The following is a 16,958-nucleotide window of genomic DNA, read 5'->3' on the forward strand; positions in this document are numbered from 1 at the left end:
GCCGTTCAGTGCGGGCCGGCGCCGGCGGAGGTCCACCGACGCCGGATCGGGAAGGTCAGTCAGCGTCCTGCTGCGCGGCGTTCACCAGCGCCTTCTGGAAGCTGTCCACGTTCCAGTCCTTCAGGAACTGGCCCTCGGCGTTGTCGATGTCGTTGTGCCACGCGTTGTTGGCCACGACGCCGTGGTAGAAGCTGCCGACCAGCTTGTCCTTGCCCCACTCGTCCAGCGCCCAGGAGAGGTAGCCGGTGTACTTCGACTTGTCCTCGTCGGTGCGGGCCGGGATCGAGCCCTTGATCGGGTTGAAGATGTCCTGGCCGTCCTTGCTGCCGATCTCGGCGAGCCAGGCCTTGGCGGCCGACGGGTGCGGGGCGCCCTTGGCCAGGGTGAAGGAGTCCGACAGCCAGTCGTAGACGCCGTCGGTGCCGGGCGCGGCGGCCCAGTCGAAGTCCGTCTTCGCGGTCTTGGCCAGACCGCCGGAGGCGACCGAGGAGGTGAAGTAGCCGGCGGCCCAGTCACCCATCACGTTGTAGGCGGCCTTGCCGTCGATGACCGCCTTGGCAGCGGTCTGCCAGTCCGCCGCGTACTGCGAGCTGGGCACGTAGGACATGATCTTCTTGAAGTCGTTGATCGCCTGCGTGACCTTCGGGTCGCCCCAGTTGGCGCCGGACTTCCACAGCGCGTTCCAGCCGTCGGCGCCCAGGTCGCCGATCATCACCGTCTCCCACAGGTGCTCGGTGGTCCACTGGTCGCCCACCGAGATCGGCTGCACGTCCGGCTGCGTCTGCTTCACCTTGTCCAGGTCGGCGATGAAGTCCGCCACCGAGGTCGGCGCCGAGGTGATGCCGGCCTTCTGCACCACCTGCGGGTTGAACCACAGCACGTTGGCCCGGTGGATGTTCGCCGGCACCGAGTAGATGTGGCCCTTGTAGCTGATCTCGTCCCGCAGGCTCTGGGGGAACGCCTTGTCGAGACCCTGCTGCTGGTAGAAGTCGTCGAGCGGCTCGACCTGGCCGGCCTTGATGTAGTCCTGCAGTTCGGCGCCGGCGTGGCCCTGGAAGGAGTCCGGCGGCTGGTTGGCCTTGAGGCGGGACTGGAGCACCGCCTTGGCGTTGGTGCCGGCGCCGCCGGCCACCGCGGCGTTGACGAAGTCGACGCCCGAGTTCTTCTTCTTGTAGTCGGCGATCAGCGCCTGCAGGCCGGCGGCCTCACCGCCGCCGGTCCACCAGGAGAAGACCTCGACCTTGCTGTCGGTCACCGCACCGGTGTTGTTCCCCGGAGAGGTACCGCTGGGCTTGTTGCTCTTGCTGCTGCTGCACGCACTGAGCGCGAGGGCGCCCGCTGCGGCGATCGCCACGACGGCAGAAAGTCTTCCGCGCATGGGAGTTCCTCCCCTGGACGAGATCCGGTCAGGAATGTTGTGTCAGGCAACTTATTCCGGGCCGGTCTTGATCACCAGGGGGCTGAGAAGACTTTCGGACATCTGCGCGTAACGATTCGGCATACGTCGACCGACGTAGACGGTCTACGCCGCAGGGGCTCCGCGGTCTAGACCGGGTTCGTTGTCACAGGAACGCGATCCGCGGCTGGTCCGCGCCCAGGACCTGCACGGGATCGGCGCCGAGGACTTTGTCCAACAATGTCGCGTAGACGGACCGGAAATCAGTGGTGAACTTCAGGTCGCCGTTGTCGAGGTCGGTCAGCGACGGCTGTTCACCGTAGAAACCGCCGTTGACCGGCTCGCCGAGGACCAGGACCGGCCCCGCGGTGCCGTGGTCGGTCCCCTCGTTCGCGTTCGCCTTCACCCGGCGCCCGAACTCCGTGTACAGCACCGTGACCACGTCCTTTCCGTGCGGACCGGCCGCGATCGCGTTCTGGAAGTCGACGACCGCCTTGTCCACCTCGCCCCACAGCTGCGACTGGGTCTGCTTCTCGGCGCTGTGCGTGTCGAACCCGCCGAGCGAGACGCTGTAGACACGGGTCGGCACCGAGGCGTTGATGCAGTCGGCCACGACAGCCAGCTGTTGAGCCAACGCTGAGCCTTTGGCCGCCTTGCCGCCGGCCCCGGCCGCCGGGGTTTTGTTGTTCCCCGCGTCCTTCTTCGCCGATTCGAGCGCCGGGGTGAAGGTTTTGGCCACCGTGAACAAGTCGGAGACGTCGCGGGCGGCGTACGCGGCCATCGGCGAGTCCTGTGCCGAAGACTGCCCCAGCGCCACGAACCCGCTGTCCAGCGGCCCGGGCTTGGGCAGCCGGAACTGCCCGATCGGCAGCGAACTGCCGGCCGTCTTCGTCCCACCGAGCAGCGGCGGCAGCGTCCCCCCGACGGAAATCGCCTTCAGGGCCCGGATCTGGTCGTCGGGCTGCGCATCCAGCCACCGGCCGAGCCACCCCGACCCGGCGGGCCCGCCAGGCGAGGCGGTCTGCCAGATGTCCATGGACACGAAGTGGCTGTGGTTCGGCTTGGGATACCCGACCCCGCGCACCACGGCGCACAGCTTGCGCTGCCACATCGCGTGCAGCCCGGTCATCGCCGGGTTGAAGCCCAGCCCGTCACCGAGGTCGAGGACCTCCTTGTCGGTGAAGGCGAGATCGGGGCGCGAGTCGTGGTACGCCGCGTCCGTGTACGGGATCACGGTGTTGAGACCGTCGTTGCCGCCGTACAACGTGACCAGGACCAGCACGCCCTGCCCCGGGGTCAGGGGCGCGTGCTGGGCGGCGGCGCCGAGCTGGGCGCCGGAGGTGATCGGGCCGCCGGGGCTCATGGTGGAGCCGCCGTGCGGGTCCGTGGCGCTGTGGCCGTGCGAGCCCGAACAGGCGGCGGCGAACGTCCCGGTGGACAGCACGCCGGACAGCTCGAGGAAGCGGCGGCGGGTCACTGTGTCCATGTCGAAATCCCTGCTCTTCCTGCTCAGTTCGCGAGGTACCTCGAACTCGAGGTATTTCGTACACGAGGTACCTAGATTGCGAGGTACCCAGTTCGCGGGGTATTCAGTTCACGAGGTACTCGGGCGCGATCAGCGCCAGGGTGACCAGCTGCTTCGGATCGGCGACGACCTCGCGCAGAGCCGCGGAGCTGCGGTCGGTGAAGGCGTCCACGCCGAGCAGGTGCGCGACGGCGTCGAGACGCTGCGACGGGCTCGCGGTCGCCACCTCCGAGAGGTCGCCCCTGCCGACCGCCCACTCGGCGAACACGAACCGGGTCTGCGCGGCCGCTGTGGTCAGCCAGGCTGTGCCCTCGGGCCAGCCGCCGACGTTCGGCGGGTAGAAGGGGATCTGGCCCAGGCCCGACAGGGCGGTGCGCAGCGCCTGCACGTCCTTCGAGTTCTGACCCGTGTCGATCTTGATCTTCAGGGCGCGCAGCACTCCGACGACATATTCGGCCGGTTGTTTCACCAACGCGTAGCGGGCTTGCGGACCGCGGAAGACCGGGTCGAGGAACAGGGCTTTGAGAAGTGCGGAGAAGTCGCGGTTCGCTCCGTAGGCGGCCTGCAGGCGGCCGGACACGTCGTCCGGGATCGGCCCCGGCATCCCGAAGCGGTTCCAGGCCCGCGCGGCGATGAACTTCGGGGACGCCGGCTGCTGCACCAGCCAGTCCACCAGCGAGGCGTCGTCGAAGTCCGCGGACTTGCCGAGCACGGTCTTGGAGGTGGCGTCGTGCAGCCTGGGCACCAGGGTGGCGCCGCCGTTCACGTCCAGCCGCCAGCCGGTCAGCGCCCGCGCGGCCTCGCGCACGTCGGTCTCGGTGTAGTTGCCGACCCCGAGGGTGAAGAGCTCCATCAGCTCGCGCGCCAGGTTCTCGTTCGGCGCCTTCAGCGTGTTGCCGGCGCTGTCCAGCCACAGCATCATCGCCGGATCGCGGACCATCGCGTGCGCCAGCGCGGAGAAGTCACCGCCGCCGAGCGTGCGCAGCGTCTGGTTCTGCTTCAGCATGAAGCCGACGCTCTTCACCTTCTGCAACGAGGTGGCGAAGTGGCCGTGCCAGAAGAAGGTGCGCTTCTCCACGAGCGGCTGCGTCACGGCCGCCATCCGGGCCAGCCACCACCCGACCAACTCGTAGTCCTGCGGAGCGCTGCCCTTCTTCTGGTCCTTGGCCAGCGGAAAGTCCGGCGGCGGCGTCGAGGCGGCGCCGGGATCGGCCCCGGCCGGACCGACCAGCACACCGACGGTGGCCTCGTACCCGGCCTTGGCGGCGGCGTCGATCTCCGCCCCGTTCGCCCCGAACCCGGCGCGCCGGATCAGGTGCGCCACAGCGGATCTGTTCTGGTCGATGCTCACATCCCCAGAATCGGGGAACACGGTTAAGCGGCGGGTAAGTACGCCATATGTCCCCGGATACGGCCCCCACCTCCGAATCGCCGACCCCGCGCCACGCAGGACGGAACCACGACGCCCACGCGGCCATAGCCCGTTCCCTGCACCCTCCGCCCCGCGAACCCCCACCGGTCCCACTGCGGCTCCGCGCCGAAGCCGAAGCCTTCTTCGCCGGCGCCATGTACGCGTACGCCGACGGCGACCTGGCCGGCGCCCGCCTGTCGCTGCTGACGGTGGTCGGGATCGGCGCACCGGAGACGGCGCCAGGCGCGATGGTGTTTCTCGGGGTGATCGCGTGCCGGCACCGTGAGTTCGCGCAGGCTTACATGTGGTTCGCGCGGGCTTCGGCGGGGCCGGACGAGCACTGGGCTCTGGTGGCGGATGAGGAGTTGAAGCGGATGGCCTGAGGGGTCAGGACACCGAGTCGAGGAACTCGAACATGCCGTCCAGGTCACCCTCGAGGCTGAGCTCCCGGAACCGTGCCTGCTGCTCCTCGGGCAGCTTCACCAGGAAGTCGTCGAGATCCTCGGAGTACATCGAGGTCCAGCCCGTGAAGTGCCGGCTGGCCCGGCACCACGCGTAGCCCATGGTCTTGGTGACCTCGCCGTGCGTCGAGGCGTACTGGCGGATGCGCACGTCCATCTCGCCGCAGGCCGGACAGCGGAACGGTTCGACGGCGCCGGGGGAGGCGAAGCGCTCCTCGGTAAGGGCACGCACTTCCTCGGGGGTGTAGTTGATCATTACTTCCCGAGCCTCCTCATGACTTCCTGCCACATCTTGACACCATGCGCCTCGGCCGCGTCCTCGGTGCCGCCGACCCCCATCTTAAAGAACGTGTCCCAGTGGTACGTCTCGTGGAAGAAGGTCTTGATCGCCTCGTCCATGGAGGACAGGCCGCGGTGCGAGATCTGGATGATCGGCTTCTCGCCCTCCTTGAGGACGGTCAGCGGGCTGTAGCCCCAGCCGAAACCGCCTCCGGGGTCGCGGATGATGGGGACCCGCTGGATCTCGAACTGGCGGGCCAGGTCGCCGAAACCGGCCTGACCAAGCTCGCGGACCAGGCGGTTGACGCTGACCACCGGACCGCCTTCGGTCCACGGGGTGAAGCCTGCGCGGAACGCCCCGAGGCTTTCGTCGGCCACCCGTGCGCCGTCCCCGAAGAACGCCACCATGCGGCCCATGCCGCCCCGGAGCAGCGCGCTCATGCCGACGACGAGGTCCTTGGCGGCGCCGCCGATCGCCCCGGCGACGTGCAGGCCCGCGCCGAGCATGCCACCGGCGCGGAACGCATCAGCCACCGCGGCCATTGAGGTGAAGCCCTTGGTGATCGGGATACACGCCAGGACTGCCAGGCCGACGTCCCATAGCGAGGCTTTGCCTTGCGAATACTTGTAGAGCGTGTCGGCCAGAATGATCAGCCCGGCGACCACAACGGCGACGATCAGCCACAACGGCCCGCCGACGATCATCAGCACGATCGCGCCGACGAACGACACGATCTTCGCCACGATCACCAGGCCGTGCCAGACGGCGGAGGCGATCTCCCCGACCTTGTGCCAGAACGAGTCCGGCGCGATCCCCGCATCGGTCGCAGCGTTGATCTTCGAGCGGGCGGTGTCCTCGTCGCCGTGCCGCAGATCCTCCGCCGAACGCGCCAGCTTCTTCAACGCCTCCAGCTGCGCCGCCGGACCGGACAGCTGCGAGTTCAGCGAATCCACCGCACTCTTGGCGTTGGTCTGCGACTGCACCGCGTTGTGCACCGCCGTCGGATCGACCGTGGAGGCGGCGTGTGCGGCGTCCACGCCCTTGTTCGCCGAGGTGAGATCCGCGTTCGCCGCATGCAGCTGATCCTGCAGACGCTTCACCTGATCGTGCAGCGGACGCGCCTGCGTCAGGGCCCGATCAGCCTGCGACTGATGCCCATCCAACGCGTTCGCAAAGTCCAGCAACGCCGAGGCGCACATGTGATGTGAGTTCGCGACCTTGTCCAATTGCCCCGGGAACTTACCGATGTGATCCCGGAACTCATCACCGGAAGCGCCGATCCAGTTCATCGCCGCCGGATCGCCGGCCAGACCGCGCACATCCCGCGCGGCACGCTCGGCCTCATCCCCCAGGTCCTGAAGCCGCTTACCTATCTCCTTGATCCGGAACGGATCGCCGGGCGTCGGATCATGGTCCAGATCCAGAACATCCCAATCCGTCGGACGCGCCATGGGTTCCCCGCCCCTCATGTCGTATTCGGCTCTCAGAACACTACCAATGCCTCGTCAGTGTGCTCCACCTTGCTGGGGGACCGGTCCCCAATGCCGGCAACGCAAAAGCGGCCCCCGACCCCCCTCGGGTCGGGGGCCGCTCGGCGGGATCGGCTTACTTCTTCAGCAGATTCCGCAGCACGTACTGCATGATGCCGCCGTTGCGGTAGTAGTCGGCCTCACCGGGGGTGTCGATGCGGACCACGGCGTCGAACTCTGTGCTCTGTCCCCCGGACGCGACGGCCTTCACCTTCACCGTGCGCGGAGTGGTGCCGTTGTTCAGCTCCTCCAGGCCGGTGATCTCGAAGGTCTCCTCGCCGGTCAGGCCCAGGGACTCGGCGTTCTGGCCGGCCGGGAACTGGAGCGGGACGACGCCCATGCCGATCAGGTTGGAGCGGTGGATGCGCTCGTAGCTCTCGGCGATGACCGCCTTCACGCCCAGGAGCGCGGTGCCCTTGGCCGCCCAGTCGCGGGAGGAGCCGGAGCCGTACTCCTTGCCGGCCAGGACGACCAGCGGGATGCCCGCCTCCTGGTACGCCTGGGAGGCCTCGTAGATGGTGGTCTGCTCGCCGGTGAGGAGGTTCTTGGTGAAGCCGCCCTCGACGCCGTCCAGGAGCTGGTTGCGCAGGCGGATGTTCGCGAACGTGCCGCGGATCATCACCTCGTGGTTGCCGCGGCGGGAGCCGTAGCTGTTGAAGTCCTTGCGCTCCACGCCGTGCTCGGCCAGGTACGTGCCGGCCGGGCTGTCCGGCTTGATGGACCCGGCCGGGCTGATGTGGTCGGTGGTCACCGAGTCGCCCAGCTTGGCCAGGACCCGTGCGGCGTGGATGTCCGCGACCGGGGCGGGCTCGGCCGCCATGCCCTCGAAGTACGGGGGCTTGCGCACGTAGGTGGAGTCGGCGTCCCACTCGAAGACGTTGCCGGTCGGGGTGGGCAGCGAGCGCCAGCGCTCGTCGCCGGCGAACACGTCGGAGTAGTCCTTGGCGAACATCTCCGCGGTGATGGCCTGGTCGATGACCGCCTGGATCTCCTGGGTGGAGGGCCAGATGTCCTTGAGGAACACCGGGTTGTCCTCGCCGTCGAAGCCCAGGGGCTCGGCCTCGAAGTCGAAGTCCATGGTGCCGGCGATGGCGTAGGCGACGACCAGCGGCGGGGACGCGAGGTAGTTCATCTTCACGTCCGGGTTGATCCGGCCCTCGAAGTTGCGGTTGCCGGACAGCACCGAGACCACCGCGAGGTCGGCCTCGTTGACCGCCTTGCTGACCGGCTCCGGCAGCGGGCCGGAGTTGCCGATGCAGGTGACGCAGCCGTAGCCGACGAGGTTGAAACCGAGCTTGTCGAGGTACGGCGTCAGGCCGGAGCGCTCGTAGTAGTTGGTGACGACCTTGGAGCCGGGCGCCAGCGTGGTCTTCACCCAGGGCTTGGCGTGCAGGCCCTTCTCGACCGCCTTCTTGGCCAGCAGCGCGGCGCCGACCATCACCTGCGGGTTGGAGGTGTTGGTGCAGGAGGTGATCGAGGCGATGACGACCGCGCCGTTGTCGATGGCGAACTGGGTGCCGTCCTCCATGGTGACCGGGGTCGGCTTCGAGCCCTGCGCGGCGTAGGCCGGGAGGACCTCGGCGAACTTGCCCTTGGCCTCGGCCAGCACGACGCGGTCCTGCGGGCGCTTGGGGCCGGCGATGGACGGCACCACGGTGGCCAGGTCCAGTTCCAGGTACTCGGAGTAGACCGGCTCGTGGTCGGCGTCGTGCCACAGGCCCTGGGCCTTGGCGTAGGACTCGACCAGCGCCAGCTGCTCCTCGGAGCGGCCGGTGAGCTTCAGGTAGCTGATGGTCTCGCCGTCGATCGGGAAGATGGCGCAGGTGGAGCCGAACTCCGGCGACATGTTGCCGATGGTGGCCCGGTTGGCCAGCGGCACGGCCGCGACGCCGGCGCCGTAGAACTCGACGAACTTGCCGACGACGCCGTGCTTGCGCAGCATCTCGGTGATGGTGAGCACGAGGTCGGTGGCGGTGGCGCCGGCCGGGAGCTCGCCGTGCAGCTTGAAGCCGACGACCCGCGGGATCAGCATGCTGACCGGCTGGCCGAGCATCGCGGCCTCGGCCTCGATGCCGCCGACGCCCCAGCCCAGCACGCCCAGGCCGTTGACCATGGTGGTGTGCGAGTCGGTGCCGACGACGGTGTCCGGGTAGGCCTGGCCGTTGCGGTCGAAGACGACCCGCGCCAGGTGCTCGATGTTCACCTGGTGCACGATGCCGGTGCCGGGCGGCACCACCTTGAACTCGTCGAAGGCGGTCTGCCCCCAGCGCAGGAACTGGTAGCGCTCCCGGTTGCGGCCGTACTCGATCTCGACGTTGCGCTCGAAGGCGTCCGGGCGCCCGAACACGTCGGCGATCACCGAGTGGTCGATGACCAGCTCGGCCGGCGCCAGCGGGTTGATCTTCGCCGGGTCGCCGCCCAGCTCCGCGACCGCCTCGCGCATCGTGGCCAGGTCCACCACGCACGGCACGCCGGTGAAGTCCTGCATGATGACCCGCGCCGGCGTGAACTGGATCTCGGTGTCCGGCTCGGCGGTCGGGTCCCACTGGCCCAGCGCCTGGATCTGGTCCGCGGTGACGTTGGCGCCGTCCTCGGTGCGCAGGAGGTTCTCCAGCAGCACCTTCAGGCTGAAGGGAAGTCGCGCGGAGCCCTCGACGGCCCCGATGCGGAAGATCTCGTACGACTGCGCGCCCACCGCGAGGGTGTCGCGGGCGCCGAAGCTGTTCTTGGAGGTCATGGCGATGGCCCAGCTCTCGCTTGCGGAAAGTATCTCGACATCAAGAGACTCTAGTGGGTGCCGCCGCGCTTGACCAACCCGGGGGCGGCCCGTGCTCCACTCGGGGCACCGGCACGGCACCGTCGCCCCCGCGTCCCGGACCGCCCCGGCCGCCCCGGCCGCCCCGAGCGCCCCACGACGCACGCTGTGACCGCCCTCACCCGGTTGGCCGCTGGCGCCCGAGCGCCACCCCCGTGACAATCGTTTCCAATGGACGCCATGCCGACTCACCCCATGACGACCCCGCAGGCCGCCTCCCTGGTGCTCCGCTCGACGTTCCCGAAGGCGATCCCCGCCACCGGATTCGTCCGGGCGACCCGCGAGCTGCTGGCCCCCCACGGATTCCACGCGGCGAACTCGCTGCCCCTCATCGCCACCTGCCGCGACGAGCTGGCCTTCAACCTCACCGCCCGCCTCCAGGACACCTGGGGCGCCGGCTTCAACATGGCCGGCCTGGCCGGCATGATCGTCCTGGGCCGCACCGGCATCCTCGCCGCCGCCAGCCACGCCCCCATCGAGGACGGCATACGCCGCTTCGTCCTGGTGGCCCTCCCCCACATAGGGATCGACGCGAACGGCGTCATCGGCAACGTCGAGCGCCCCGGCGTCCCCGGCGTCTCGCACACCTGCGGTGCCCTGATGGCCCTGCACGACGAGTTGCGGGGCGACAACGCCCCCACCGGCGACTACCCGTTCCTGGACCTGCTCGACCCGGAGCAGGGCATGCTGCGGGACCGGATCCCGCCGTGGCTGCCGGAGGGCCCGCTGCCGGATCTGGCCGGGCTGACGCGCATCGCCCGCGACGTGATCACCGCGGACACGCACAAGGTGATCACGGTGCTGCGGGAGCGCCAGACGGTGCCGACGCACGTGGCGGTGTTCACCGGCATCCACATCAACGGACCGGGCGGCACGGAGTACGTCGAGCCCGGGTCCTGCTACCTGGACAAGGGAACCGACGAGCCGGAGATCGAGCTCGTCCTGGAGTGACCGCGGCCCGGGATGCGGAAAGCCGTTCACCGCGAAGCAGCCCACCCGAGCCGGAGGCTCAAGAGTGGGCTGCTCGCATCGGCGGCCGGGGTCCGTGGCCGCCGCGTCTACCTAACTACTACCGCAACATCTACTACCGCACACCGTAGGCGGCGGTAACGATCTGCGTCGCCGAGGCTTCCGTCGGCGGTCCCCAGGGCCACTTTCAGGGGACGGGGGACACACTCTCTGGCGCGCCGGTGTGGTCCACGGGCGCCGTCCACTTCCCCTCTGCCTGCGTGGTCTGCGTCCAGAGCAGCGGTCGGTCGCACCACACCCTAGGTGCGGGACCGCGGCTGGATCCGCGGCTCGATCCGGGGCCGGCGGCTCGGCCGGCCAGCCCGGCGCGACGCGCGTGCAACCCCACGCGCACCCGGCCGCATCAGGTGGGTGTCCGGACACCGACCCTGAGGGGGAAACGTATGGCGAAGCCTGACCGCGACGCCGAGTTCACCGCATTTGTCAGCGCCCGCCAAGCCTGGCTGCGGCGAGTCGCCTACCTGCTGTGCGGGGACTGGCACCGCGCCGACGACCTGGTGCAGAGCTCGATCACCAAGCTGTACACGCACTGGCACCGGGCCTCGCGTGCCGACAACGTGGACGGCTACGCGCGCCGCACGCTGGTCAACACCTACCTGGCCGAGCAGCGTGCGGGCTGGGCGCGGTGGACGATCCTGCACCGGTTCGGTGCCGGGTCCGGGGCCGCGGATCCGGAGCCTGATCCGGCCGGAGCCGTCGGTCTGGACCTGGATCTGGATCTGGATCTGGACCTCCGGGAGGCGCTCGGCCGGCTGCCACCACGGCAGCGCGCAACGGTCGTGCTGCGCTACTACTGCGACCTGTCGGTCGAGCAGACGGCGCAGCTGATGGGCTGCTCGACCGGCAACGTCAAGAGCCAGTCCGCACGCGGTCTGGCCACCCTGCGGAACCTCCTCGATCCGAGCCTGATCCCCGTTACGGAGGGACCTCGATGACGTACGACCTGAAAACCTCGCTGGACGAGTTCGCGGAGGCCGCGTACGCCGACGCGCCGCCCAGCACCATCGACATCGGCAGGGCCCGTGCCGACGGCCGCCGGCGGATGGCCGTGGCCCGTCTCGCCTCGATCGGCGGCGGCGTGGCCGTGGTCGCGGCCTGCGCGCTGGTGGTGAACGCGCTCGGCAGCGTGGCACCGGCGGCCCAGAACGGTGCGGCCGCCCCGGCGAAGCACACGTTCACCGGCACCGACCCGCTCGTGGCGATCGGGACGTTCGGCTGGCTGCCGGACGGTTTCCGGACGGACAGCTACATCTCCGGGAGCCAGTACGGCGACGGCATCACCGCGCACAGCGGAGAGGCCGTCAAGCCGGCCGATTCCCCTCCGATGTTGAACCTTTACAAGTCGGCCACGGAACCCGCCATCGCGGGATACGAGACGAAGAAGGAGGTGACGGTCAAGAACAGCAGGAAGGCTTATATCGTGACGAATCCTGCCAGCGGTCCGAATATCCCCCCCGATCTGTCACTGACATGGCAGAGCGAGTCGGGAGCCTGGTACACGCTCGGCGGCGACTATGCGATCCACGACGAGGAGCTGACGACGCTGCTCATCAAGGTGGCGGAATCGGTGCGCACCGAAGAGTCGGCGGTTCCGGCGCCGATCCACATCGAGGGCCTGCCGAAGGGCGTCACGCTGGGTGAGGCCATGCTGGGCGCTCCTGGGCGATTCAGCGGGTCCGCGATGTTCGGGATCACGTACCACACCGGCTCCGTCACCGACCCGAAGGCGTACTTCACCATCTCGGCCGGGCTGGTGAACGCGGCCAAGGACTCGTCGCTGCCGATCGCCGACCCCACCGCCTACGGTCCCCTGCACATCACCACGCAGACCCCGCAGATCAAGGACAAGAGCAGGACCGCCTGCAAAGACTCCGAGGGCCTGCACATCTGCGTCCAGGACGCCCCCGGTCCAGACGGCAAGTCCGCTCTGGCCTCCGTCGGAGGCGCCCAGGGCCTGCTGGACCGCATCACTTCTCTGGGCACCGACCCCGCGAACTGGACTACGAACGTCGTGAACTGATGCTCACCTTGAGATTCACGCTGTGAGAAATCCCACGGCGTGTATCAAACCGCGACCCCGGCGCTATGCGACAGCGCCGGGGCGCGGCGCGTGCCAGTCCCGCCACACGGCCACGAGACGGAACGCCGTCGTGAGGAAGATCGCGACCACGGATGCGAGATAACCCCGAACCACGAATCCGTTGTGCTCCATCAGACCGAACAGCAACCCGCCCACGAAGGCGGGCACGGCGTACAACTCCCTCTGAAGCACCAACGGCACCTCGTTGACCAGCACATCGCGCATCACGCCACCACCGGTCGCGGTAACGGTTCCGAGCAGCGCGGCCTGGAACACCGGCAGATGGTAATCCAATGCTTTGAGAGTGCCGGACACCGCGAAAAGGCCGAGCGTCAGGGCATCGGCGACCACTGCGATCCGGTCGTAGCGAAAGGAGCGTCCGCGCAGCTCCTCCATCGCCGTCTTCAGCTTCGAATCACTCAGTCGGCGGCTTGTGAAAAGAAGCACCACCGCCGTCGCGCCGAGCGCCGTCGCGAAGTACCGCCAGTCCTCGATCGCCGCGACGGGTGTCGCTCCGATCAGCGCGTCGCGGATCATCCCTCCTCCGAGTGATGACGCGACGGCGATCACCAGGATGCCGACGAGGTCCAGTCCCTTGCGCAGACCCGCGAAGGCACCCGCGACCGCCGCAGCGAAGACGCCAAGAAGATCCAGAAGAACCGGAAGATGAGGATTGGCGACCATGATGTCTGGGAATGTACCCCGTTCAAGGCGGGAGTGTGTCCTTACAAGCTCGCCGGGACGGTCCTGCGGACCTTATTCCGGCGAGTGCGTTCGGGCCCAGTAGGGGGGCCACATCTGTCATCCCACAACTGGACGGCGTACGACAAATGACCGACAACCCTTGCTGTCCGGGCGACCTCATCCGTTTCCCGTACCCGATCGGCGTGTCGATGCAGTACGGTCTAGCTGGCAGCACTCGTCGAAGGGAGGTCCGCTCGTGACAGAGCTCCGCGTCATGGCCGTCACCAGCGACGGTTCGCGACTTGTGCTGCGCTCGGCCGACGGCCAGGAGTTCCACCTCACCATCGACGAGCGGTTGCGGGCCGCCGTGCGTGGCGACCGGGCCCGGCTGGGCCAGATCGAGATAGAGGCTGAGGGGCAGCTGCGTCCGCGGGACATCCAGGCCCGCATCCGCGCCGGCGCCACCGCCCAGGAGGTCGCGGACGCGTGCGGCATCTCCGTGGAGCGGATCCGCCGGTTCGAGGGCCCGATCCTGGCCGAGCGCGCGTTCATGGCCGAGAAGGCGCAGAACACGCAGGTGCGCCGGCAGGGCGAGAACCACGGGCAGAAGCTGGGCGAGATCGTCGCCGAGCGGCTGGCCAAGCGCGGCGCCGAGGACGCGGCCCTGGTCCGCTGGGACTCCTGGCGGCGCGAGGACGGCACCTGGACCGTGCAGGCCGTCTACAAGATCTCCGGTGAGACGTACGAGGCGCTGTGGGCCTTCGACCCGCCGCGCCGGCTGGTGACGCCCGAGGACGACGAGGCACGCCTGCTGTCCTCGGACGCGGCGAGCATCGCCGCCGCCGAGCCCATGTTCCCGTTCGTCGCCGCCTCGGTGCTCTCCGGCGGGACCGTCGTGCCCGGCCCGGTGCCGAGCTCCAACGGCTCCTCGGCCGGCGGCTCGCTGGTGCACCTGGAGGCGCGCCGGCGGTCGTCGGACGGCGGCTCCGGCGCGGCGGGCCCGGCTCATCCGGCCCACCCGGCCGCCTCCGCCGGTCCGGCGGGCTCCGGCACGCTGGACCGGGAACGGGAGCGGGAACGGGACCGGGCCGCCGCGGAGCGCGAGCGCACCGCCTCGGTGGAACGGCATCCGTCGTCGCTGCCGTCGCAGGCGGCCTCGGCCGGCTCCGCGACCGCGTCTCCGGGCACGCCGAACGGCGCCGCCGGCGTCCCGGGCCCGACGCAGAGCCCGGAGGAGGACTTCGACTTCCTCGACGACACCCGCTCGGCGGCCCCGATCGCCGCGGTGGCCGGGCAGTCGGCCGGATCGGCGTTCGACGACGCCATCTTCGGCCCGCGCACCATCGCCCCGCACCGGGAGCGGATGGTCGGCACCACCGACCGGCAGGCCGAGGCCGACGGCGTGCGGCCGGGCCGGCGGGCCACGGTGCCGTCGTGGGACGAGATCGTGTTCGGCTCGCGGCGCGGCAAGCAGAAGGGCGGCCGGGACTGATCCGGCCCTGAAGCACCCGGCCTGGTCTCACAGCTTGAGAAACGCTGGAGGCCAGGCCACTTCTCGCGATTTGGCGTTGGCTCCGCGCCACGCGGTGTGATCGACTTCTGGTCATGGAAGTGACGCGCGAGGACGGTCTGTTCATCAGCGACGATCCGGCCCTGGTCGACCACGACAAGGTCTTCCGCTGGATCGCCGAGGAGTCGTGGTGGGGAGTGGGCCGTCCGCGCGAACGCGTCGAACGCTCGCTGGACGGCTCGCACGTCTACGGCGTCTACGCCGATCCGGAGACGATGATCGGCCTGACCAGGGTGATCACCGACCACGCGACCTTCGCGTACTTCTGCGACGTGTACGTCGACGAGGCCTACCGGGGCAAGGGCGTCGGGCCCTGGCTCAGCCGGGAGATCGTCGCCGACCTGAAGGCGATCGGGATCAACCGGTTCCTGCTGGCCACCAAGGACAAGCACGCGACCTACGAGAAGGCCGGGTTCTATCCGGTGGCGCGGCCGCAGGCCTGGATGGAGATCGACGAGCGGCCGACGAAGCCGGGGCCGGTGGTCTGAGCACGCCGGCTCCACCGGCGTCGGCACTGGCGCCGGCACTGGCGTCGGCACTGGCGCCGACGTCGGCACTGGCGCTGGCGCTGGCGCTGTCACCGGCCTCGGCTGCGTCACCGTCGGCGCCTAGAACCAGGTGGCGCAGAACGGCGGGATCGCGGTCTTGAACATCCGGTCGGCGACCGCCAGCGCACCCGGCTTGTCCTCGGTGAGCCCGCCGACGCCGGCCAGCGCCGTCGCGGCATGGTTGCCGAAGTAGAGCGCGCCGAGCGTCTGGACCGGCATGGTCAGATCGGCGGACGCGGTGGTGCGCTTGACGCTCGCACCGCCGGGACCGCCTTCGAGGGCGTACACGCCCTCGGCGTAGCCGGCCGGGTCGGTGACGGCGACGACGAGCCGGCCCTCGTTCTCGTAGGTGCGGGCCTCCAGCGCCGCCGGGACGTCGAGCACCCGCGCCCAGAGGACGTCGTAGCGCTGCTTCTGCCGGGCGTAGCGGGGGTTGGCCATCAGGTGCCGCCAGCTGTCGTCGACAGGTGAGTGCTCGATGGTGAACGACGTGATCCAGTCCTGCTCCCACAGGAACTGCAACAGCCGGACCCGGGCCACGTGGTTCTCGGCCACCAGGTCGACGTCGGTTCCCTCGCCATCGGGCACGAAGCCCTCCCAGCCGCCATCGGAGAACTTATACCGGACACCGCCGCGCACCATGCCGGACTCGTCCCGGTACAGCGCGAAGAAGTACTCCTTGTCGGTCGGCTTGCCGTCCCACGTCAGGATGCCCGCGTCGCGCTCGAACCATTTGTTGCGCCGCTCGATGGATCCCGGTGTCGCGGCCTGGACCCGGTCGTAGACGGCGGAGAGTTCCTCAACGTATTGCGAGCCCGGAACGAACTCGACGGTGCCCGGGAGGGGGCGGACCGCCGCGCAGCGGCCGGCCTCGAAGGTATAGCGGGCCTCGTCGGTGGCGTGGCCGTACCCGTAGCGCCCGTAGATCGGCCACTCGGCCGGGATGAGGATCGACAGCGGTTCGCCGGCGTCGGCCGACTGCCGCAGGCCGGCGGCCATCATCGAGGTCAGGATGCCGCGGCGGCGGTGGGTCTGAGTCACCGTGACGGTCGTGACCGCGCCGACCGGCACCGACGCTCCGCCCGGCACGGTCACCCGGTTCAGCATGTTGGAGAACGTGCCGACGGTGCGCCCGCCGTCATAGGCACCGATGAACCGGCCCGCGGCCAGGTCTTCCGCGAACCACTCGCGGCGCGCCGCGCCCCGGACGCCCCGGTTCTCCGGATGGTAGAACCCGACGTCGATGGCGTCGGAGAAGTCGTCCAGGGCGGAGTCGGTGACGACCTTGATCTCGATGGTCATCCGCTCAGGCTATGCATCCCGGCACGGAGCGGCCACTCATTAAAAGCTTCCGGTGAGCCATCAGGAAACTGATGTCAGTGGTCTAAACCCTTGACGGCGGGGCGTGGCGTAACTAGACAGTCAACCACGGTTAATGGCCAAGAAACCGCAAGCACTCTCCCGTACTCCCTCTGTCTTCACGCCACCTGGAGGAGTAACACCGTGAGACGCACCCCCCTGATCCTGGGGCTGGCCGCCGCCTTGTGCGGCGCCAGCCTCGCCGTGGCGGCGACCGGCAACGCCGCGCCCGCCGCGCCCGCCGGGTCCGCCGGGTCCGCCGGGTCCGCCG

Annotated in this window: 14 protein-coding genes; 6 read left to right on the forward strand and 8 right to left on the reverse strand. The window is 69.2% G+C overall.

Annotation, left to right across the window (positions count from 1 at the left end):
- Positions 1 to 55: 55 nt before the first annotated feature.
- The 3 genes from ABD466_RS35520 to ABD466_RS35530 form a co-directional block, all read right to left on the reverse strand.
- The gene (locus ABD466_RS35520) at positions 56 to 1,378 is read right to left on the reverse strand and encodes an ABC transporter substrate-binding protein (protein WP_344661639.1); all 1,323 of its coding nucleotides are present in this window, start codon (positions 1,376 to 1,378) and stop codon (positions 56 to 58) included.
- Positions 1,379 to 1,562: 184 nt separating this feature from the next.
- Positions 1,563 to 2,882, reverse strand: coding sequence for a DUF1501 domain-containing protein (locus tag ABD466_RS35525; RefSeq protein ID WP_344661640.1), 1,320 nt, complete (start codon positions 2,880 to 2,882; stop codon positions 1,563 to 1,565).
- Positions 2,883 to 2,985: 103 nt separating this feature from the next.
- Positions 2,986 to 4,272: a DUF1800 domain-containing protein gene (locus ABD466_RS35530; RefSeq protein ID WP_344661641.1), complete on the reverse strand. Its 1,287-nt coding sequence runs from the start codon at positions 4,270 to 4,272 to the stop codon at positions 2,986 to 2,988.
- A 47-nt stretch (positions 4,273 to 4,319) separates the two neighbouring features.
- Between ABD466_RS35530 and ABD466_RS35535 the strand changes: the two genes are divergently transcribed.
- The gene (locus ABD466_RS35535) at positions 4,320 to 4,715 is read left to right on the forward strand and encodes a hypothetical protein (RefSeq protein WP_344661642.1); all 396 of its coding nucleotides are present in this window, start codon (positions 4,320 to 4,322) and stop codon (positions 4,713 to 4,715) included.
- A gap of 4 nt (positions 4,716 to 4,719) precedes the next feature.
- Here the strand turns inward: ABD466_RS35535 and ABD466_RS35540 are convergent, their stop codons facing one another.
- The 3 genes from ABD466_RS35540 to acnA all read right to left on the reverse strand — a co-directional run bounded on the left by ABD466_RS35540 (position 4,720) and on the right by acnA (position 9,339).
- Complete coding sequence (locus tag ABD466_RS35540) at positions 4,720 to 5,049, reverse strand: hypothetical protein (RefSeq protein ID WP_344661643.1); 330 nt, start codon at positions 5,047 to 5,049, stop codon at positions 4,720 to 4,722.
- Entirely contained in the window at positions 5,049 to 6,524 is a 1,476-nt protein-coding gene (locus tag ABD466_RS35545; RefSeq protein WP_344661644.1) for a hypothetical protein, read from the reverse strand. Before ABD466_RS35545 ends, ABD466_RS35540 begins: the two co-directional genes overlap by 1 nt.
- A gap of 154 nt (positions 6,525 to 6,678) precedes the next feature.
- Positions 6,679 to 9,339, reverse strand: a complete 2,661-nt coding sequence (gene acnA / locus ABD466_RS35550) for an aconitate hydratase AcnA (protein WP_344661645.1) — start codon at positions 9,337 to 9,339, stop codon at positions 6,679 to 6,681.
- A gap of 258 nt (positions 9,340 to 9,597) precedes the next feature.
- On the opposite strand from acnA, the gene ABD466_RS35555 reads away from it, so the two are divergent.
- The 3 genes from ABD466_RS35555 to ABD466_RS35565 all read left to right on the forward strand — a co-directional run bounded on the left by ABD466_RS35555 (position 9,598) and on the right by ABD466_RS35565 (position 12,466).
- Complete coding sequence (locus ABD466_RS35555) at positions 9,598 to 10,368, forward strand: hypothetical protein (protein ID WP_344661646.1); 771 nt, start codon at positions 9,598 to 9,600, stop codon at positions 10,366 to 10,368.
- A 461-nt stretch (positions 10,369 to 10,829) separates the two neighbouring features.
- Positions 10,830 to 11,381: a SigE family RNA polymerase sigma factor gene (locus ABD466_RS35560; RefSeq protein ID WP_344661647.1), complete on the forward strand. Its 552-nt coding sequence runs from the start codon at positions 10,830 to 10,832 to the stop codon at positions 11,379 to 11,381.
- A complete protein-coding gene (locus ABD466_RS35565; protein ID WP_344661648.1) occupies positions 11,378 to 12,466 on the forward strand; it encodes a hypothetical protein in 1,089 nt (362 codons plus the stop codon). The genes ABD466_RS35560 and ABD466_RS35565 overlap by 4 nt, the downstream gene beginning before the upstream one ends.
- A 63-nt stretch (positions 12,467 to 12,529) precedes the next feature.
- Here the strand turns inward: ABD466_RS35565 and ABD466_RS35570 are convergent, their stop codons facing one another.
- Positions 12,530 to 13,210, reverse strand: coding sequence for a trimeric intracellular cation channel family protein (locus ABD466_RS35570; RefSeq protein WP_344661649.1), 681 nt, complete (start codon positions 13,208 to 13,210; stop codon positions 12,530 to 12,532).
- Positions 13,211 to 13,466: 256 nt separating this feature from the next.
- Here ABD466_RS35570 and sepH point away from each other — a divergent pair, with 256 nt between their 5' ends.
- Positions 13,467 to 14,702, forward strand: coding sequence for a septation protein SepH (sepH, locus tag ABD466_RS35575; protein ID WP_344661650.1), 1,236 nt, complete (start codon positions 13,467 to 13,469; stop codon positions 14,700 to 14,702).
- A 113-nt stretch (positions 14,703 to 14,815) separates the two neighbouring features.
- Complete coding sequence (locus ABD466_RS35580) at positions 14,816 to 15,268, forward strand: GNAT family N-acetyltransferase (protein ID WP_344661651.1); 453 nt, start codon at positions 14,816 to 14,818, stop codon at positions 15,266 to 15,268.
- Between the two features lie 120 nt (positions 15,269 to 15,388).
- Here the strand turns inward: ABD466_RS35580 and ABD466_RS35585 are convergent, their stop codons facing one another.
- Complete coding sequence (locus ABD466_RS35585) at positions 15,389 to 16,630, reverse strand: GNAT family N-acetyltransferase (protein WP_344661652.1); 1,242 nt, start codon at positions 16,628 to 16,630, stop codon at positions 15,389 to 15,391.
- Between the last annotated feature and the right edge of the window lie 328 nt (positions 16,631 to 16,958).

The organism is Catenulispora subtropica, assembly GCF_039531675.1.
Taxonomy (GTDB): Bacteria; Actinomycetota; Actinomycetes; order Streptomycetales; family Catenulisporaceae; genus Catenulispora; species Catenulispora subtropica.